At 46.8% G+C, this 17,172-nt stretch carries 10 protein-coding genes and 4 pseudogenes; 7 read left to right on the forward strand and 7 right to left on the reverse strand.

What is annotated here, in order from left to right; all coding sequences use genetic code 11:
* Window positions 1-43: 43 nt before the first annotated feature.
* The 5 genes and pseudogenes from carB to gloB form a co-directional block, all read right to left on the reverse strand.
* Window positions 44-3,307 carry a carbamoyl-phosphate synthase large subunit gene (carB, locus tag DXE35_RS04745; RefSeq protein WP_114689735.1) on the reverse strand — a complete coding sequence of 1,088 codons (3,264 nt, stop codon included), beginning with the start codon at window positions 3,305-3,307 and terminating at the stop codon, window positions 44-46.
* Entirely contained in the window at window positions 3,307-4,494 is a 1,188-nt protein-coding gene (gene carA, locus DXE35_RS04750; protein WP_114690380.1) for a glutamine-hydrolyzing carbamoyl-phosphate synthase small subunit, read from the reverse strand. Before carA ends, carB begins: the two co-directional genes overlap by 1 nt.
* 244 nt (window positions 4,495-4,738) lie before the next feature.
* Window positions 4,739-6,594: pseudogene (locus DXE35_RS04755) on the reverse strand (propionate--CoA ligase).
* Between the two features lie 65 nt (window positions 6,595-6,659).
* The gene (locus tag DXE35_RS04760) at window positions 6,660-8,114 is read right to left on the reverse strand and encodes a transglycosylase SLT domain-containing protein (RefSeq protein ID WP_231970016.1); all 1,455 of its coding nucleotides are present in this window, start codon (window positions 8,112-8,114) and stop codon (window positions 6,660-6,662) included.
* Window positions 8,096-8,899, reverse strand: coding sequence for a hydroxyacylglutathione hydrolase (gene gloB / locus DXE35_RS04765; RefSeq protein ID WP_114689737.1), 804 nt, complete (start codon window positions 8,897-8,899; stop codon window positions 8,096-8,098). The genes DXE35_RS04760 and gloB overlap by 19 nt, the downstream gene beginning before the upstream one ends.
* A gap of 204 nt (window positions 8,900-9,103) precedes the next feature.
* Between gloB and DXE35_RS04770 the strand changes: the two genes are divergently transcribed.
* From DXE35_RS04770 to dnaQ, 6 genes and pseudogenes are all read left to right on the forward strand, one after another.
* Window positions 9,104-9,724 (forward strand): class I SAM-dependent methyltransferase, encoded by a 621-nt coding sequence (locus DXE35_RS04770; RefSeq protein ID WP_231970017.1) that lies wholly within the window; start codon window positions 9,104-9,106, stop codon window positions 9,722-9,724.
* A 9-nt stretch (window positions 9,725-9,733) separates the two neighbouring features.
* A complete protein-coding gene (gene rnhA / locus DXE35_RS04775; RefSeq protein WP_114689739.1) occupies window positions 9,734-10,186 on the forward strand; it encodes a ribonuclease HI in 453 nt (150 codons plus the stop codon).
* 235 nt (window positions 10,187-10,421) lie between these two features.
* Entirely contained in the window at window positions 10,422-10,814 is a 393-nt protein-coding gene (locus tag DXE35_RS09680) for an efflux RND transporter periplasmic adaptor subunit (protein WP_197713974.1), read from the forward strand.
* Entirely contained in the window at window positions 10,808-11,209 is a 402-nt protein-coding gene (locus DXE35_RS09685; RefSeq protein ID WP_197713975.1) for an efflux RND transporter periplasmic adaptor subunit, read from the forward strand. The genes DXE35_RS09680 and DXE35_RS09685 overlap by 7 nt, the downstream gene beginning before the upstream one ends.
* Window positions 11,206-14,184: pseudogene (locus DXE35_RS04785) on the forward strand (efflux RND transporter permease subunit); the annotation flags it as partial. The gene DXE35_RS09685 and the pseudogene DXE35_RS04785, both read left to right, overlap by 4 nt.
* A 57-nt stretch (window positions 14,185-14,241) precedes the next feature.
* Window positions 14,242-14,952 carry a DNA polymerase III subunit epsilon gene (gene dnaQ, locus DXE35_RS04790; protein WP_114689740.1) on the forward strand — a complete coding sequence of 237 codons (711 nt, stop codon included), beginning with the start codon at window positions 14,242-14,244 and terminating at the stop codon, window positions 14,950-14,952.
* Window positions 14,953-14,957: 5 nt separating this feature from the next.
* Here dnaQ and DXE35_RS04795 read toward each other — a convergent pair.
* Both DXE35_RS04795 and DXE35_RS04800 read right to left on the reverse strand, forming a co-directional pair.
* A pseudogene (locus DXE35_RS04795) lies at window positions 14,958-15,680 on the reverse strand (isocitrate/isopropylmalate family dehydrogenase); the annotation flags it as partial.
* A complete protein-coding gene (locus DXE35_RS04800) occupies window positions 15,667-15,822 on the reverse strand; it encodes a hypothetical protein (protein ID WP_197713976.1) in 156 nt (51 codons plus the stop codon). The gene DXE35_RS04800 and the pseudogene DXE35_RS04795, both read right to left, overlap by 14 nt.
* A gap of 229 nt (window positions 15,823-16,051) precedes the next feature.
* Here DXE35_RS04800 and DXE35_RS04810 point away from each other — a divergent pair.
* A pseudogene (locus DXE35_RS04810) lies at window positions 16,052-16,783 on the forward strand (amidase family protein); the annotation flags it as partial.
* Window positions 16,784-17,172 lie beyond the last annotated feature (389 nt).

Below are 17,172 nucleotides of genomic sequence, written 5' to 3' on the forward strand. Positions count from 1 at the left end.
AAAATTCTTGCGCAAAATTACGCATACAAAAGTCAATTTTAGATTAAATAAGCGCCCGATGTAAGCCCTGCAAGGAATAGACCTCAAGCGACTCTAGCTTTCCATTCTGGGATGCTAACAAGCCATCCATGACGGCACGTGCCGCACTGATAGTTGTGTAATACGTCACGCCATTGGCTTGGGCGCTGGTGCGAATGGATCTAGAGTCAGCAATGGCGGTACGAGTTTCATCCACCGTAGTAAATACCAATGAGATCTCGCCATTCTTAATGAAATCCACAATATGCGGACGACCATCTTTCACCTTATTCACTACTCGAACTGGTAAACCAGCTGCCTCAATTGCGGCGGCCGTTCCATTGGTAGCCACCATTGGAAAGCCAAGCTGATGCAATAACTTAGCCACTTCAACCGCTTTAGGCTTATCACTATCTTTTACGGTCAGAAGAGCTGTGCCGCCCTTCGGCAGCTTAATACCCGCACCCAACTGAGACTTAAACAAAGCTTCACCGAAGGTTTTGCCAACACCCATCACCTCACCGGTAGAGCGCATCTCAGGCCCCAGAATTGGATCAATACCAGGGAATTTGTTAAATGGGAAGACTGCTTCCTTGACTGAAAAATAAGGAGGCTTCACTTCAGCTTTGATACCTTGCTGCGCCAGCTTCTGACCGACCATACAACGGGCGGCAATTTTTGCTAGTTGCAGACCAGAAGCCTTAGATACAAATGGCACAGTACGGGACGCACGTGGATTAACCTCAAGAACATAGATCACATCTTTGCCATCCACATTTTGGATAGCAAACTGAACGTTCATCAAACCAACCACATTCAATCCCTTAGCCATTGCCGCTGTTTGACGTTTAATTTCTTCAACCGTAGCATCCGATAAGGAGTATGGAGGCAGAGAACACGCTGAATCACCAGAGTGAACGCCAGCCTGCTCAATATGCTCCATAACACCGCCAATAAACACGGTCCCACCATCGCTAATGCAATCCACATCACACTCAATTGCATCGTTAAGGAAGCGATCTAAGAGCACTGGGGAGTCATGCGACACTTTTACTGCTTCGCGCATATAACGCTCTAAGTCACGTCCATCATGAACCATTTCCATTGCACGACCACCTAAAACATAGGATGGGCGAACAACTAATGGGTAACCAATTTCTTCAGCTAACTTAAGAGCCTCTTCCTCGGTGCGCGCAGTTCGGTTAGGCGGCTGACGCAGACCAAGGTCTTGCAATAGCTTTTGGAAACGTTCGCGATCTTCTGCAGCGTCAATCATATCTGGTGAAGTGCCGATAATTGGCACGCCATTGCGCTCAAGATCTAAAGCCAATTTCAAAGGTGTTTGGCCTCCATACTGAACGATGACGCCCTTTGGCTTTTCTTTAGCCACAATTTCTAATACGTCTTCAAGAGTCAGCGGCTCAAAGTAGAGGCGATCGGACGTGTCATAGTCGGTTGAAACTGTTTCAGGGTTGCAGTTAACCATGATGGTTTCATAGCCATCATCGCGCATTGCTAGGGCAGCATGTACGCAGCAATAGTCAAACTCAATACCTTGACCAATACGATTCGGGCCTCCGCCCAAAACCATGATCTTTTCTTTATTGGTTGGCTGTGACTCGCACTCGCCATGCTCTGCTTCATACGTTGAATACAGGTAGGCAGTGTTTGTGGAGAATTCCGCTGCGCAGGTATCTACACGCTTATACACAGGGACCACTTTTAAGCGATGACGTGCAGCGCGAACTGAAGCGGCATCAATGCCCAATAACTTTGCTAAGCGACGATCAGAAAAGCCTTTTTGCTTTACAAAGCGTAATTCTGGAGCAGTCAGGCTATCAATCTTGCGCTGTTTAAGTTCAGCCTCAATGGTGATGAGCTCTTCGATTTGCTCTAAGAACCAAGGATCCACTTTCGTCTCGCTATAGATCTCATCAAGACCCATACCCATACGGAATGCATCTGCCAGATACCAAATACGATCTGGACCCGGTTCATTAATTTCATTGATGATGTCATCAAGGTCTGTAGATACTTCATCAAGACCATCAACCCCAACCTCAAGACCACGAAGCGCTTTGTGGAAAGACTCTTGGAAAGTGCGGCCAATCGCCATCACCTCACCAACAGATTTCATTTGAGTTGTTAAACGAGAATCTGCTTGTGGGAATTTCTCAAAGGCAAAGCGTGGAATCTTAGTAACCACGTAATCAATTGAAGGCTCAAAGGATGCTGGTGTAGCGCCACCAGTAATGTCATTCTTCAATTCATCCAATGTGTAGCCTACCGCTAATTTGGCGGCAATCTTTGCAATTGGGAAGCCAGTTGCTTTTGAAGCCAATGCGGATGAACGCGATACGCGTGGGTTCATTTCAATGACAATCATGCGGCCATCGACTGGATTAATAGAGAACTGCACGTTAGACCCGCCAGTATCAACACCAATTTCCCTGAGAACCGCAATCGATGCATTACGCATGATTTGATACTCTTTGTCTGTCAAAGTCTGCGCAGGAGCAACCGTAATGGAGTCTCCAGTATGCACACCCATTGGGTCTAAGTTTTCAATAGAGCAAACAATGATGCAATTGTCGTTGCGATCACGCACCACTTCCATCTCGAACTCTTTCCAGCCCAAAAGAGACTCTTCAATCAAGAGCTCGCGCGTTGGCGATAAATCAAGACCGCGTTTGCAAATCTCTTCAAATTCTTCTCGGTTATAAGCAATACCACCGCCAGACCCACCCATAGTGAAGGAAGGTCGAATGACCACAGGGAAGCCTGAGCTGCCGGTTTCCTTTTGAATGCGCTGCTGCACTTCATAAGCCTCATCCATTGAATGGGCAATACCGGAGTTCGCAGAGCCCAAACCAATTTTGGTCATGGCTTCTTTAAATTTCTGGCGATCTTCTGCTTTATCAATTGCTTCTGGAGACGCGCCAATAAGTTCACAACCGTATTTTGCTAAAACACCGTGACGATGTAAATCGAGTGCGCAATTGAGCGCTGTTTGGCCACCCATGGTTGGGAGAATCGCATCAGGCTTCTCGGTAGAAATAATACGCTCAACTACCTCCCAAGTAATAGGCTCAATGTAAGTCACAGCAGCCATTTCCGGGTCGGTCATGATGGTTGCAGGATTGCTGTTTACCAAAATCACTTTGTAACCTTCATCACGCAAAGCTTTACAAGCTTGCGCGCCGGAGTAGTCAAACTCACAGGCCTGACCAATGACAATGGGGCCAGCACCAATAATTAAGATGCTCTTAATGTCGCTACGCTTAGGCATTATTTACCCTCCTTCTTGCTGGCAGCATTCATGAGCTCCACAAAACGATCAAATAAATAGGCAATGTCATGGGGGCCTGGTGAGGCTTCAGGATGCCCCTGGAAGCAAAGTGCCGGTTTATATTTCCAAGCTAACCCTTGCAACGATCCGTCAAACAAAGAAACATGGGTAACACGAATATTGGTTGGCAATGTATTAGCGTCAACAGCAAAACCATGATTCTGCGAAGTAATTGCCACTCGGCCAGTATCCAAATCTTTAACGGGATGGTTTGCGCCATGGTGGCCAAACTTCATCTTCAAAGTCTTGGCGCCGGCGGCAATGCCCATAATTTGATGACCCAAACAGATACCAAATGTTGGAACACCCTTTTCAATAATTTCTTTTGCGGCAGCAATTGCGTAATCACATGGACCAGGATCTCCAGGACCATTTGAAAAGAAGACGCCATCCGGATTCATGGCCAAAACTTCTGCTGCGCTAGTTTGTGCGGGGACCACCGTTAACTCGCAACCGCGCTCGGTGAGCATACGCAAAATATTGCGTTTCACGCCAAAGTCATAAGCAACTACTTTGTTAACTTGCTTGCTTGTATCTAAAGTTCTGTAAGCTGGTTTGCCATTAGGGCTGTGCAGATCCCATTCAGCTTCACGCCACTCATATGATTTTTTAGTAGTAACAACTTTTGCCAAGTCTAATCCAGCCATGCCAGCGAAAGTCTTTGCAAGCTCAAGCGCCTTATTGCCTAAAGTTTCGTAGCTATCGCCCACCTTGCCAGCAACAATTGCGCTTGATTGAGCGGCCTTGTCTCGAAGAATTCTGGTGAGCTTACGAGTATCAATACCGGAGATTCCTAGAACCCCCGCTTTAGATAAATAATCATCAAGAGAGCCTTCTGAGCGGAAGTTGGATACCCGTTTTGGCAGATCTTTTACAACCAGACCTGCCGCATGAATCCGATCAGATTCCGCATCCTGAGCATTTACACCGACATTACCAATGTGAGGGTAAGTCAAAGTAACGATTTGGCGTGAATAGCTAGGATCAGTAATGATCTCTTGGTATCCAGTCAAAGCGGTATTGAAAACAACTTCGCCGGTAGTTTCGCCTGGGACGCCAATACTAAATCCGGGAAATAGAGTGCCGTCGGCTAGAGCCAACACGGCGGGGGAAAAAGAAGGAAGCAAGGGTGACAAACCATCTCCAGTCCCTGCTCCATCCGACGCTCAAAACCCTCAAAAAAACCAACCCGAGGATGTTTTTGCGGGAGGTGAGTGTCTTTAAGCGCTAGGGTATTTAATTAGTTTCGAACCCTTAAATCATACCATTTTTACTCGTAAACCCTTGACTCCCCAGCCCAATGGGCTCTAAAAGGAAAAAGCTCCCCCAGCCATTGGGCAGGAGGAGCAATTTGTCCAAAATTACCGGTTTTTAAGCATTGGCACTTTGCTCGATGACGGTCTTAATTTGAGCCAAAACAGACTGGTCGTCCATGGTACTGATATCGCCAGGATCACGACCTTCAGCAACCGCCTGAAGAGCGCGACGCACAATCTTGCCAGAGCGAGTCTTAGGCAAGGCTGTAACTACATACACCCGTCCAGGGCGAGCAATCGCGCCCAACGTGCTGTCTACAGTCTTCATGCACTCCGACTCCAAAGTGGCGGTATTGGAAGCATCTTTTGGAATAACAAACGCAATAGCCGCCTGGCCTTTAAGCTTGTCCTCAATACCCACCACCGCTACCTCGGAAATATTCGGATGACTCGAGATGCTCTCTTCGATTTCGCGAGTGCCAAGACGATGGCCAGCAACGTTGATCACATCATCAGTACGGCCCAGAATAAAGAAGTAGCCATCCTTATCTTTAATACCCCAGTCAAACGTTGAGTCAATTAACTTGACAGGAATAGTTTCCCAATAGGTGCTAATGAAGCGCTTATCGTCACCCCACACAGTTTGCATACAGCGCGGAGGCAATGGACCTTCAATGGCAATCACACCCCCTTCTGATCTGGACCCAATTCGTCCGAGGTCGCATCGTCCAGCAACTTCATGTTGCAACCAAAGGATGGCACTCCTGGTGAGCCAAATTTGTGCGGCATTACTTCTAATCCACGCTGGATTGCCAACATGGGCCAGCCAGTTTCTGTTTGCCAATAGTTAGCCACAATCGGCTTATTAATCGCGCCATGAATCCAGCTTGCGGTTTGTTCGTCCAAAGGCTCGCCAGCCAAGAACAATGCGCGTAATTTAGAAAGATCGTACTTAGTTAAGAATGCGGGGTCCTGTTTTTTCAGAACACGAACAGCTGTTGGCGCCGAGAACATGACAGATACTTTGTATTTATCTACCAGCTCCCACCAAATGCCAGCATCAGGACGCAATGGTGTTCCTTAATACATGATGGTAGCCATGCCTGAGAGTAATGGCGCATAAATAATGTATCTATGTCCAACAACCCATCCACTGTCTGATGTACAGAACATGGTTTCACCGGCATTACCAGTGAATATATGTTTCATTGAAGCGGCAAGCGCTACCGCATAACCACCAGTGTCACGTTGCACACCCTTCGGTTTGTCGGTAGTACCAGAGCTATACACAATATAAGAAGGATGTGTGGCATCAACCCACTCAACAGGCACTACATCCTTCAGATGTTTTTGACGTTCTGTTGCATAGTCCAAATCGCGGCCAGCCACAGTTGTACATTCAGTCAAACCACGATTCACAATCAATACTTTTGCAGGCTTATATTCAGCAAGAGAGATTGCCTCGTCAAGCAAGGGCTTATATGGCACGGCCTTGCCGCCACGCGCACCTGCTTCAGCAGTCACAATCCGTGTTGGTTTCGCATCATCAATACGCGATGCCAAGCTATGAGATGCAAATCCACTAAACACTACGGAATGAATGGCGCCAATACGGGCGCAAGCAAGTATTGCAAAACAAGCTTCAGCGATCATCGGCATATAGATAAGTACGCGATCGCCCTTTTGAATACTATTTGCTTTATAGATTGCAGCCATACGCTTGACTTCTTCGTATAGCTCTTTGAATGTATATGCTTTTTCTCGGTTTGTTTTCTATTGAAACAGCAACCAGCGCAATTTGATCTGGACGATCTGTTAGGTGACGATCTACAGCGTTGTAGCAAAGATTGGTTAAGCCGCCCTCGGACCACTTCGCAAACGGAGGATTGTCGTAATTCAGCACTATATTAAACGGTTTTTCCCAATGGATTAATTGCGCTTGCCCCCAAAAAATCCATCCTGGTCTTTAATTGAGCGTTCATGATGTGCTTTATATAGGACATGGTCAACCTAATTTCTTAAAAAAGTTACTCAAATTACTGGCTTTTATTCACCCATTTACTAGCGTTATTGCTGGCAGAGATTGGTGAATTACCATTTTTCGCAGATTTTACAAGCCCTGTCGATGCGGATTTATGCTGAGATGCAGCATTTTTTCCGGAAGAATTACCCTTAGAACCCGGTTTGTCAGCTGTTTTTGTTGTGACTGGGGGTGCGCATTTAGCAGATTTCCCGCCCTTTGAACCCTTAACGGTTTTGGGACATTTAGGCGCTGGGGGTGCTGGCTTTTCTAGACTTAATCTGGCATTTTCCGCGATTGCAGTAGATACATCCCCCAGACGACGTCTGGTTTTTGGAATTAATACTGTGGAGCCCGCTTTGATGCGCATACCTTTCGGTATCCCATTGACCTCCCTCAGCGCATCAACATCGACCCCTAAAGTTTTAGCCGCTTGGTCCACACTCTCAGTTTTAGATACCTGAACTGCTGTCCATGTCGACAGTGGTTTGGTGTATTGCTTTAGATTTGCTTGGAAGATTTCAGCGTGTGCGAATGGCAATAGGATTTGCTGATTCGCATTACTCAAGATCACAGGTTTATTAAATGAAGGATTGAGACTATGAAATTCATCAGCAGGAATTTCAGCTAACCTAATCGCCAAAGCAACATCAATATCGCCACCCACATCAAGCGCCACAAAGTATGGATGGTTCTCAAGCTCTGGCAAAACAATTCCATATGACTGTGGATCTAGCACGATTTGACGATAGGCCATTAACTTCGGAACGTAATTTCGCGTTTCACGCGGTAAAGTCAAGCTCTCGTAATTCGTTGGCAATCCCGCCGCAGCATTGCGCTTCTGAGCTTTGGCAATATTGCCAGCACCCCAGTTGTATGCCGCCAGTGCCAACTCCCAGCTACCGAATTGATTATTCAAGCGCTGCAGGTAATCTAAGGCCGCATCCGTAGACTGCAGCACATCGCGACGTTCATCTCTAAATACATTTTGCGTTAGACGAAAATCCTTGCCGGTAGCCGGCATGAACTGCCATAAACCCACTGCTTTTGCACTGGACTTAGCATTGGTAACAAAAGCGCTTTCCACAAATGGGAGCAGCGCAATCTCCGTTGGCATATTGCGTGCGTTTACTTCCTGGACGATATAAAACAAATACCGTGATGAGCGCGTCATTGAACGATTAACGTAATCGGGCCTGGCAGCTAACCAACGCACTTGCTCTATCTCCAGAGGAGTGTTCATTGGCTTCATTTGGAATCCATCCCGAATGCGCAGCCACAGATTGTATGACGGCGCATAGAATTTGCTAACGGATTGATTTTTAAGATTTACGCGCGCAGCTCTAGATGCTTTGGCGCTCGCCTTTGTCGGCGCATCAGAAGACCAATCGCCAGTACCCGCACAACCACTTAGGAAACCGGCAAACAGTATTGCCACATACATCATGCGCATCAGAAACGATCTTTCCAAGCACGTATCACCCCCAGAACATGGGCCGGGGTTGGAAACTCCTTCTGCCCAGAAACTTTTTTAGCCATGAAGATGACCTCTGGCTGATCGCAACGCATGAAAGGATTGACTTGCAGCTCTTGACCAATTGTTGTTGGGAGTGTTGGTAGACCCTGTTTACGCAGCGACTGAGCCCGCTCTGCCCACGAAAGTAAATTCAGATTATTGGGCTCTACTGCTAAAGCAAAGCGAATATTCGATACGGTGTATTCATGAGCGCAGTAAACCAAAGTATTTTTTGGAAGTAAGGAAAACTTTCCCAGTGACTCGCTCATCTGCGTCGGCGTACCCTCAAATAACCTTCCACATCCAGAAGCGAATAAAGTATCCCCACAGAACAACATCGGCTCAACAACGTTGGCCTGCATATTTGCAAAATAGGCAATGTGGCTCAGAGTATGCCCAGGCACCTCAAGCACTTTAAAGCTAATGCGAGGAGCGGCAATTTCAAGTTTGTCATCTTGCATCACAGCCACAGTACGGCCAGGAATGTTATCGCCCACTGGTCCGTACACTGGGATATTCACATCTTGCAATAACTTGAGGATGCCCCCCGTATGATCCGGATGATGATGAGTAATCAATATTCCCTTGAGAATTAATGAATTCACCATCAGATACTCTAAAACAGGTTGCGCGTCTCCCGGATCCACCACTAAAGCAGAGATGCCATCGTGAATGCACCAGATATAGTTATCATCAAAGGCCGGTATGGGCCAGACCTGCAATACAGTATTCTTATCCATAGACCGATGATACCAACCCCACCCATCCCCTCTCAGATGCCTGCGCCTCCTTGGAGCTCCTGGGAAAAATGGCTGCAATCTCCTCCCGGTCAATATGTACTAAAATGGGAGCAGCAGTGTTTTAACCAAATCGTTGCCGATGTCTTTGGTTTTCATGCGGTTCAAATCGGCATGCCCCAAATAAACACGCTCAGTGAAAATCGGATGCCACTCCATGCCCTTTTGGTTCACGCAAACGACAATCTGATTGATGCTAGACACCACCAATGGCACTTCATTGAAGGCAACTCGAGTGAGCTCCCTTTTGCCAACGAGAGCCTAGATTTAATTGTCCTCCCCCATGTTCTGGAATTTGCGCCAGACCCACATCAAATATTGCGTGAAGTAGATCGAGTTCTTCGACCCGAGGGGCGCTTGATTATCTCTGGCTTCAATCCAGCAAGCTTATGGGGGATGAGGCAGTACCTCAGCAGATTAATCGGCAACCCTTATTTGCCTAGAGATGGTCAGTTTATTAGCCTCATTCGCATCAAAGACTGGTTGGAATTACTTAACTTTTCCATTGATCGCGGCCACTTTGGTTACTATAAATTTCCCCTGCAGGGAGAGTCCGTCATGCGGAAGATGAATTTCCTTGAAAAAATGGGTAATCGTTGGTGGCCTATATTTGGCGCAGTCTTCTTGGTCTCAGCCATTAAACGTCAACAGGGTATCCGCCTAATTGGCACTGCCTCACGAGTACGCATGCCAGCAATAAAACAGCTAAGCCCGGCAACCGAGCGTCGGAATATCCAAAAAAGCCTTAAGAACAGCAATACCAAGTAAATTATTGCTATGCCACATACCAAATACCCTCACATTATTATTTATACCGATGGCGCCTGCAAAGGCAATCCTGGTCCAGGTGGCTGGGGTGCGGTTTTGCGCTCAGGAGGTCACGAAAAGCGCATTCATGGCGGCGAAAAGCTGACTACCAACAACCGCATGGAGATTTGTGCGGTGATATTCGCCTTAACGGCCCTAAAACAGCGCAGCACTGTGGAGCTTTGGACTGACTCGCAATATGTACAAAAAGGCGTTACAGAATGGCTCGAGGGTTGGAAGAAAAGGGGCTGGAAAACCGCCAGTAAAGATCCCGTTAAAAACGCCGATCTATGGCAAGCACTGGACGCCCTGCTTCCAGATCATGAAATCTCATGGCATTGGGTTAGGGGGCACAACGGCCAGCCTGGGAATGAGCTGGCTGATCAGCTCGCAAATAAGGGCGTCGAAGAATTCTTGCCCTAGGGCGGACACCCCATCCTAGACGCATTTTAGCCATCTTATGAGAGAATGAATCCGCTCTAAAAATAGCCTTAAACAGCCTATAAACCCCATAAAAATACGAAAAACGAGACTGTGTCAACCAGTGAAGGCTGGTGACTGACTGTCCACCCTGGATGATCGCAATGACAAAGCGAATTATGAAAAACTCAAAGCGCTTGCTGATGATGCGCAAAAGCAATATCAGCGCGCTCAGGAGTTGGTAGCCAAAAACTTTATTTCCAAGGCGGGTTTAGAGACTAGTTTTGCAAACGCGAAATCTGCTCAAGCGGCAGCTCGAGCAGCTGAGGTTCAACTTTCTTTCGATTACATCAAGTCCCCAATTGACAGTCGCACTGGAATTGTGAATGTATTTCCAGGCTCTCTTGTGCAGGCTAGCAATATTGTTTCCACCGCTACAAGCTCTACCGCGACTTCAAGTGTCGGCTCTATGGTGACCATTACACAATTGACCCCCATCAATGTTCAGTTTGTTATCCCCGAAAAAGACATCCCCATCATGCTCGAAAATCAGCTAGATGGAGAGGCAATGACGGTCAAGGTAACGATTGGAGATAGTGGGAAAAAACGTATGAAGGAAAAGTCTTGGTAATTGATAACCAAGTAGACCCTTCAATTGCAGCTGTTCGTGTGAAAGCGCAGATTCCAAATGATGACAAGACTTTATTGCCAGGCCAGTTTGCCCGTGTCTCATTAGTAGCTAACACCCTAAAAGATGCTTTGGCAATTCCGTCTCAAGCCGTAGTAATCAATGCACGCGGCAAAATGGTTTACGTAATAGATAAAGATGGTAAGGCGGTATCCAAGCCTATCAAAGTAGTATACGAATACCAAGGATCCACCGTAGTCACTGGCATTGAACCGGGTGACAGGGTTGTGGTTGAAGGCAAGCAAAACTTGCGTCCAGGCAGCAAAGTGCGCGAAGCTAAAAACACAGCGTCTACCGCACCAGCTGCGGCCGATCCTCCAACTACGGATAAGAAATGACGCTCTCCGAATTATGTATTCGGCGACCCGTAATGACGGTGTTGCTCTCGATAGCGACAGTCATTGCAGGATCAGTTGCCTATCTCAAGATTCCGGTAGCCGCCCTTCCAAGCTTTAATACGCCGGTTATTTCGGTCAGTGCTTCGCTGCCTGGCGCTTCTCCGGAAAATATGGCCTCGGCTGTTGCACTTCCCCTTGAAAAAGAGTTCTCGACCATTGATGGCATTAATGTCATTAGCTCAACGAATTCATTAGGCAGCACCAGCATCACTCTGGAATTCAATAACGATAGAGATATCGATAAAGCAGCTGTTGATGTACAAGCCGCTTTATTGCGGGCACAAAAGCGTCTTCCAATTGAAATGGCGGTGCCACCATCCTATCGAAAAATTAATCCCGCGGATACACCGGTATTAGTGGTGCGTATGAGCTCACCATCGATTAGCCTATCCGATATCAATCAGTACGCAGAAAATCTGGTCTCTCCAAACCTATCGACCATTAGCGGCGTCGCTCAGGTGTTGGTCTATGGAGCAAAACGTTATGCGGTGCCCGTATGAGTGCATCCAGACGCGTTGGCAAACCGAAACTTAACGGTAGATGACATTGCACTAGCTATCAATAAGGCGAACTCCAATAGCCCCGTCGGCGTTCTAGATGGTCCACGTCAAGCAATCACTATCTATGCAAATCCACAGTTAGTTAGACCTGAGGAATTTGCCAACCTGATTGTGAGCCAAAAAAAAAAAATGGTTTGCCGATTTACTTAAAAGATGTAGCCGATGTAATCGAAAGCTATGAGGATGTGAAAACCCTTGCGAGCTCTAATGGCGAACGCTCGATTGCGGTTGCCATTTTAAGACAGCCTGGCGCTAACACCGTGGAGGTTGTGAAGGCCGTTAAAGCGTTGCTACCTCAGCTACACAAGCAAATGCCTGAGTCCATAAGGATACAACTTTTGAATGATCGATCCCTCTCAATTATCGAAGCGATTCATGACGTTAATCTCACGCTAGCACTTACCGTCTTACTTGTGATTTTGGTGATCTTTTTATTCTTAAAACATATCTCAGCAACCATTATTTCCTCGATCAGCCTCCGCATCTCGCTGATTGGCGCCTTCTTCTTGCTGTATTTTTTTAGGTTACAGCTTAGACAATAGCTCCTTGCTTGGTATTACCCTCGCCGTTGGTCTGGTGGTCGATGATACCATTGTTGTGCTTGAAAATATCATGCGCTATGTGTTGAAGAAGGCATAGACCCACTGAAGGCCTCACTTAAGGGTAGCAAAGAGGTTGGGTTCACCACCATCTCCATATCGATCTTTCTAGTGGCGGTATTTATTCCCCTCTTCTTTTATGGCCGGTCCAATCGGGCTGCTATTTAGAGAGTTTGCCGTAGTAGTGTCACTATTCATCATTGTATCAGCCGTAGTTTCACTGACCGTAGTGCCCATGCTTTGTAGCCGCTTTTTGCCAACGCCAGGACAACATGCCAAAGACTATGCAATCAATAAAAAGTTCGATCGTCTGTTTGATTGGATGCTTAAGACCTATATTCACTATCTTGATCTAGCCTTGAAAAATCGCAAAGTGGTTTTGTGGGGTGCTGTTTCCACTTTCGCTATTACTGTTGTCCTGTTTATCAATAGCCCCAAAGGCTTCTTCCCGGAAGAAGACATCGGTCAAATTCTGGCAACCACCGAAGCGGCCGAAGATATTTCTTGTAGGGCGATGCTTGCCTTACAAGATCAAGCAGCGGAATTGGTCAATCACGATCCTAATGTGGAGAGCTCTATTTCAGTAATTGGTGGTGGCGCCAGCTCAGGCTACAATACAGGTCGAATATTTATCATCCTCAAACCCAAAAGTGATCGAGCAAAAATGGCCAATATTATGGAAGGCCTGCGCAATAAATTTAAAGAAATCCCAGGACTTCAGGTCTACATACGCCCCGTGCAACATTTACAGCTTGGCGGCAAGAGCAGCAAGAGTCGCTATCAGTTCACATTGCAGCGCGTTGGTTTTGAAGGTGTCAACGAGTGGGCTGATAAGCTCATGCAAAAAATGCGCGCAGACCCCATGTTTAGAGATGTCACAAGTGACTCCCAAATGAAGGGGCTTAATGTCAAGATTGATATTGATCGGAAAAAAGCGGCTAGCGCTGGAGTTAATATCGCAGACATACGCTCAGCCCTTTACAACGGATTTGGTGAGCAGCAGGTTTCCACTATCTATACACCCGTCAATACTTATTACGTCATTCTCGAGGCTGCCGTTGAGGACCGTCAATACGAAACCGATCTCAATAAAATTTTCGTAAGAGGTCGCGCCACCGACAAACTCATCCCGCTGTCCAGCTTAGCCACTTTTAAGGGCACTGTTGGACCGACCGCTGTTAACCACAAAGGTCAGATTCCTGCGGTTACCCTCTCCTTCACTTTAGCACCCGATGTTTTCTTGGGAAATGCGACAAAACAAATCGAGTCATTTACTAAAGCGATTGACCTGCCACCATCCATCATTACCAGTTATGGCGGTGATGCGGCAGTCTTTAAAAGCAACCAATCGGGTCAGCTCATTCTGATATTTTCAGCCTTGGGTGTGATTTATATTCTGCTTGGTGTTTTGTATGAAAGCTACATCCATCCACTCACGATTCTGGCGGGCTTGCCTTCAGCAGCCATCGGCGCAATCCTGGCCTTGCGTATCTTTGGCTTTGAATTCACCATCATCGCCTCTATTGGCATCCTACTTCTGATTGGTATCGTGAAGAAGAATGCGATTCTGATGATCGACTGTGCATTAGATGCACAACGCAATCAAGGCATGTCGCCAGAAAAAGCGATTCGCGAAGCCTGTATTTTGCGTTGCCGCCCGATCATGATGACAACCTTTGCGGAACTTATGGGGGGCGCCATTCCTATTGCGTTTGGTTTGGGTGCTGGCGCTGAATTACGTCAACCAATAGGAATCTAAGTATGCGGGTAATGGGCCAATGGAAATTCCGTCCGCTATATTGAAAGGCACCTAATGCGTCAAGTTATCCTCGATACTGAAACAACCGGTTTAAATCCAGCCACTGGTGACCGTATTATTGAAATTGGCTGCGTTGAGATGGTTGGCCGCCGCTTAACAGATAGAACTTTTCATTACTACATCAATCCAGAGCGCGACATTGATGCTGGTGCATTTGCTGTTCACGGTTTATCAAGAGAGTTCTTGTCGGATAAACCCATCTTTGCGAATATTGTTGAGCAATTAATTGAGTTTGTTGATGGTGCTGAAATCGTGATTCACAATGCAGCCTTCGACTTGGGATTCTTAGATAACGAGTTCGCTTTATTGAAGCGCCCTCCCTTCCGTAACTTAGCCTCTAAAGTGACGGATACCCTGCTTGATGCTCGCCAAATGTTTCCTGGCAAGCGAAATTCATTAGACGCCTTATGCGAACGTTTTTCGATTAGCAATAAACATCGAACTTTGCACGGCGCTTTATTGGATGCGCAATTACTAGCGGAAGTCTATGTAGCAATGACGAGGGGTCAAGAAGATCTCTCAATCGATTTAATTGACTACACCGTAGGCGCTGACCCCACTGGCCACACCAAAGCTTTACCCACAAACTTAAAAGTCTTGGTAGCCTCAAACGACGACTTGAGTAGTCATGAAAAGGTCTTGGCGGAGATTGCAAAAGCAAGCAAAAAGGACTCCGTTTGGAGTCCTTTGGGTGTAGCTAGCTAAAAAACTTAGATTGCGGCTGCAATCGCCTTACCTAAATCGTCAGTCTTAGCGGTACCACCTAGATCAGGTGTTAGTGGCGAATTTCCCGGGCCAGAGGCTAATACTTTCTCAATCGCTGAGAATATCGCTTTACCAGCTTCTGGATAACCTAGGTGATCTAACATCATCGCCCCACTCCAAATCTAACCGATCGGATTGGCAATCATTGTTCCGTAAATATCATGAGCAGATCCATGGACAGGCTCAAATAGGGATGGGAATTTCCCTTCGGGATTAATGCTTCCAGATGGTGCGACTGCGATCGTGCCCGTACAAGCAGGCCCTAAATCGGAAAGAATATCGCCGAACAAATTACTTGCGACAACCACATCGAAACGATCAGGATTCATCACAAAATGGGCCGCCAAAATATCAATGTGATATTTATCAGCGCTCACATCCGCAAATTTCTTGGACATCGCCTCAACACGTTCATCCCAAGCTGGCATTGTGATGGCGATACCATTCGATTTAGTGGTAGATGTAAGGTGCTTTTTAGGGCGACTTTGCGCTAAGTCAAATGCGTACTACAAAATTCGATCAACGCCCTGTCTGGTAAATACAGACTCTTGAATCACAATCTCGCGGTCTGTATCGGGGAACATTTTTCCGCCAACACTCGAATATTCGTCTTCTGTATTTTCACGCACAACGAAGAAGTCAATATCGCCAGGCTTACGATTGGCCAAGAGTCGTTCTAGGACTACTGCAGGCTGGAAAGCCGCAAGAAACCCTTAAAGGAGGAATTGCGTAGCCCGCCTTTGGAAATACCGGCTCTAAATGTCTAACCGCATCCTCAAGCCATGCCTCACGTACCGTATGTTGCTTCATTGAACTCAATTTCTATCGAATTTCTTGTACAAAAACCTTAAATTGCGATCATACGCCGCCATCAGTAGAATGATTCAATGAAAGATCTTGAAAGCCTGAGTGCTACCCAAGCTATAAAAGCCCTTTCCAGAAGAGAAATTAAGGCAACTGATCTACTGCGTTCTTGCCTAGACCGCATAGGACAGCAAGAGAGTCTTGTCAGAGCTTGGACTAGCTTAACGCCCTCTCAAGAGCCAAACAGCTTGATAAAGGGGCTTTTCAGGGGAGTTTTCATGGGCTTCCTATAGGGGTTAAGAATCTTTACGACACCTATGATTTACCAACCTCCTACGGATCGCCTATTTACGCCAACCATTACCCGAGTGCGGATGCGGTTTCGGTAGCCCTAATGCGTCAAGCTGGTGGAATTATCTTAGGAAAAACAGTCACCACTGAATTTGCATCTTTCAAGAGTGGCCACACCACCAATCCACATCATTCCAAGCATACCCCCGGAGGGTCTTCCAGTGGGTCAGCCGCAGCCGTTGCGGACTTTATGGTGTCACTAGCCACCGGCAGTCAAACAGTCGGCTCAATCATTCGACCTGCCTCGTTTTGCGGGGTGGTAGGGTTCAAGCCCAGCCCAGGCAAAATTAGTATTGCCGGCATTAAAAGCCTTGCGATCTCTCTGGATACCATGGGCTGCTTTGGCAGAACCATTGAAAATGTAGGCTTGGGGGTTGCCGCTATGAGTGGAGATCACCGCCTAGCGAAAATTGAACTCTTGCACAACAAGCTTCGCATTGCCATTTGCAAAACAACGGACTGGTCTAGCGCACAAAAAGAAACAGCAAGTGCTTTAGCTATAGCGCGTCATGCTGCGGAATCCCTATCCAAAGGAGTGGTTGGAAATCTTACATTACCCAAAGCGTGTGACGACATTACTCAAGTACAGACTCGCGTCATGCTCTCTGCAATATAGCGTAGCTTAGCGTTTGAACGAATACAGTACCCGAAGAAATTAAGTCAACAGCTCACCAAACAACTATCCGATGGGGCTGCAATTAGCTATGAGCAATACGCCAACGACTTGGGGTTCGCGAGTAAAGCGAAAGCCTCTATCAGCGATTTATTCACCGATGAAATTGATATAGGCATTGCCCCAAGTGCCGTTGGAGAGGCGCCTAGCACCAAGGATGGCACAGGAGATCCTATTTTTTTGCCGTGGACGCTACTAGGTTTGCCATGCATCAATATCAATATGACTAGCGACCTAATTGCTTGCCCGTAGGTATACAACTCATAGCTTGGCCTGGAAAAGATCACCTCTTACTCAGTGCGGCTAGAGTATTTGTATTGGCGTTACCCGAT

Origin of the sequence: Polynucleobacter necessarius, from assembly GCF_900095215.1 — a bacterium.
Taxonomy (GTDB): Bacteria; Pseudomonadota; Gammaproteobacteria; order Burkholderiales; family Burkholderiaceae; genus Polynucleobacter; species Polynucleobacter necessarius_H.

Coding starts and splice junctions, on each gene's coding strand:
- rnhA (WP_114689739.1), top strand. CDS start 9,734: ATGCCACATACCAAATACCCTCACATTATTATTTATACCGATGGCGCC.
- gloB (WP_114689737.1), bottom strand. CDS start 8,899: ATGGATAAGAATACTGTATTGCAGGTCTGGCCCATACCGGCCTTTGAT.
- DXE35_RS04770 (WP_231970017.1), top strand. CDS start 9,104: ATGCCACTCCATGCCCTTTTGGTTCACGCAAACGACAATCTGATTGAT.
- DXE35_RS04800 (WP_197713976.1), bottom strand. CDS start 15,822: ATGAAGCAACATACGGTACGTGAGGCATGGCTTGAGGATGCGGTTAGA.
- carB (WP_114689735.1), bottom strand. CDS start 3,307: ATGCCTAAGCGTAGCGACATTAAGAGCATCTTAATTATTGGTGCTGGC.
- dnaQ (WP_114689740.1), top strand. CDS start 14,242: ATGCGTCAAGTTATCCTCGATACTGAAACAACCGGTTTAAATCCAGCC.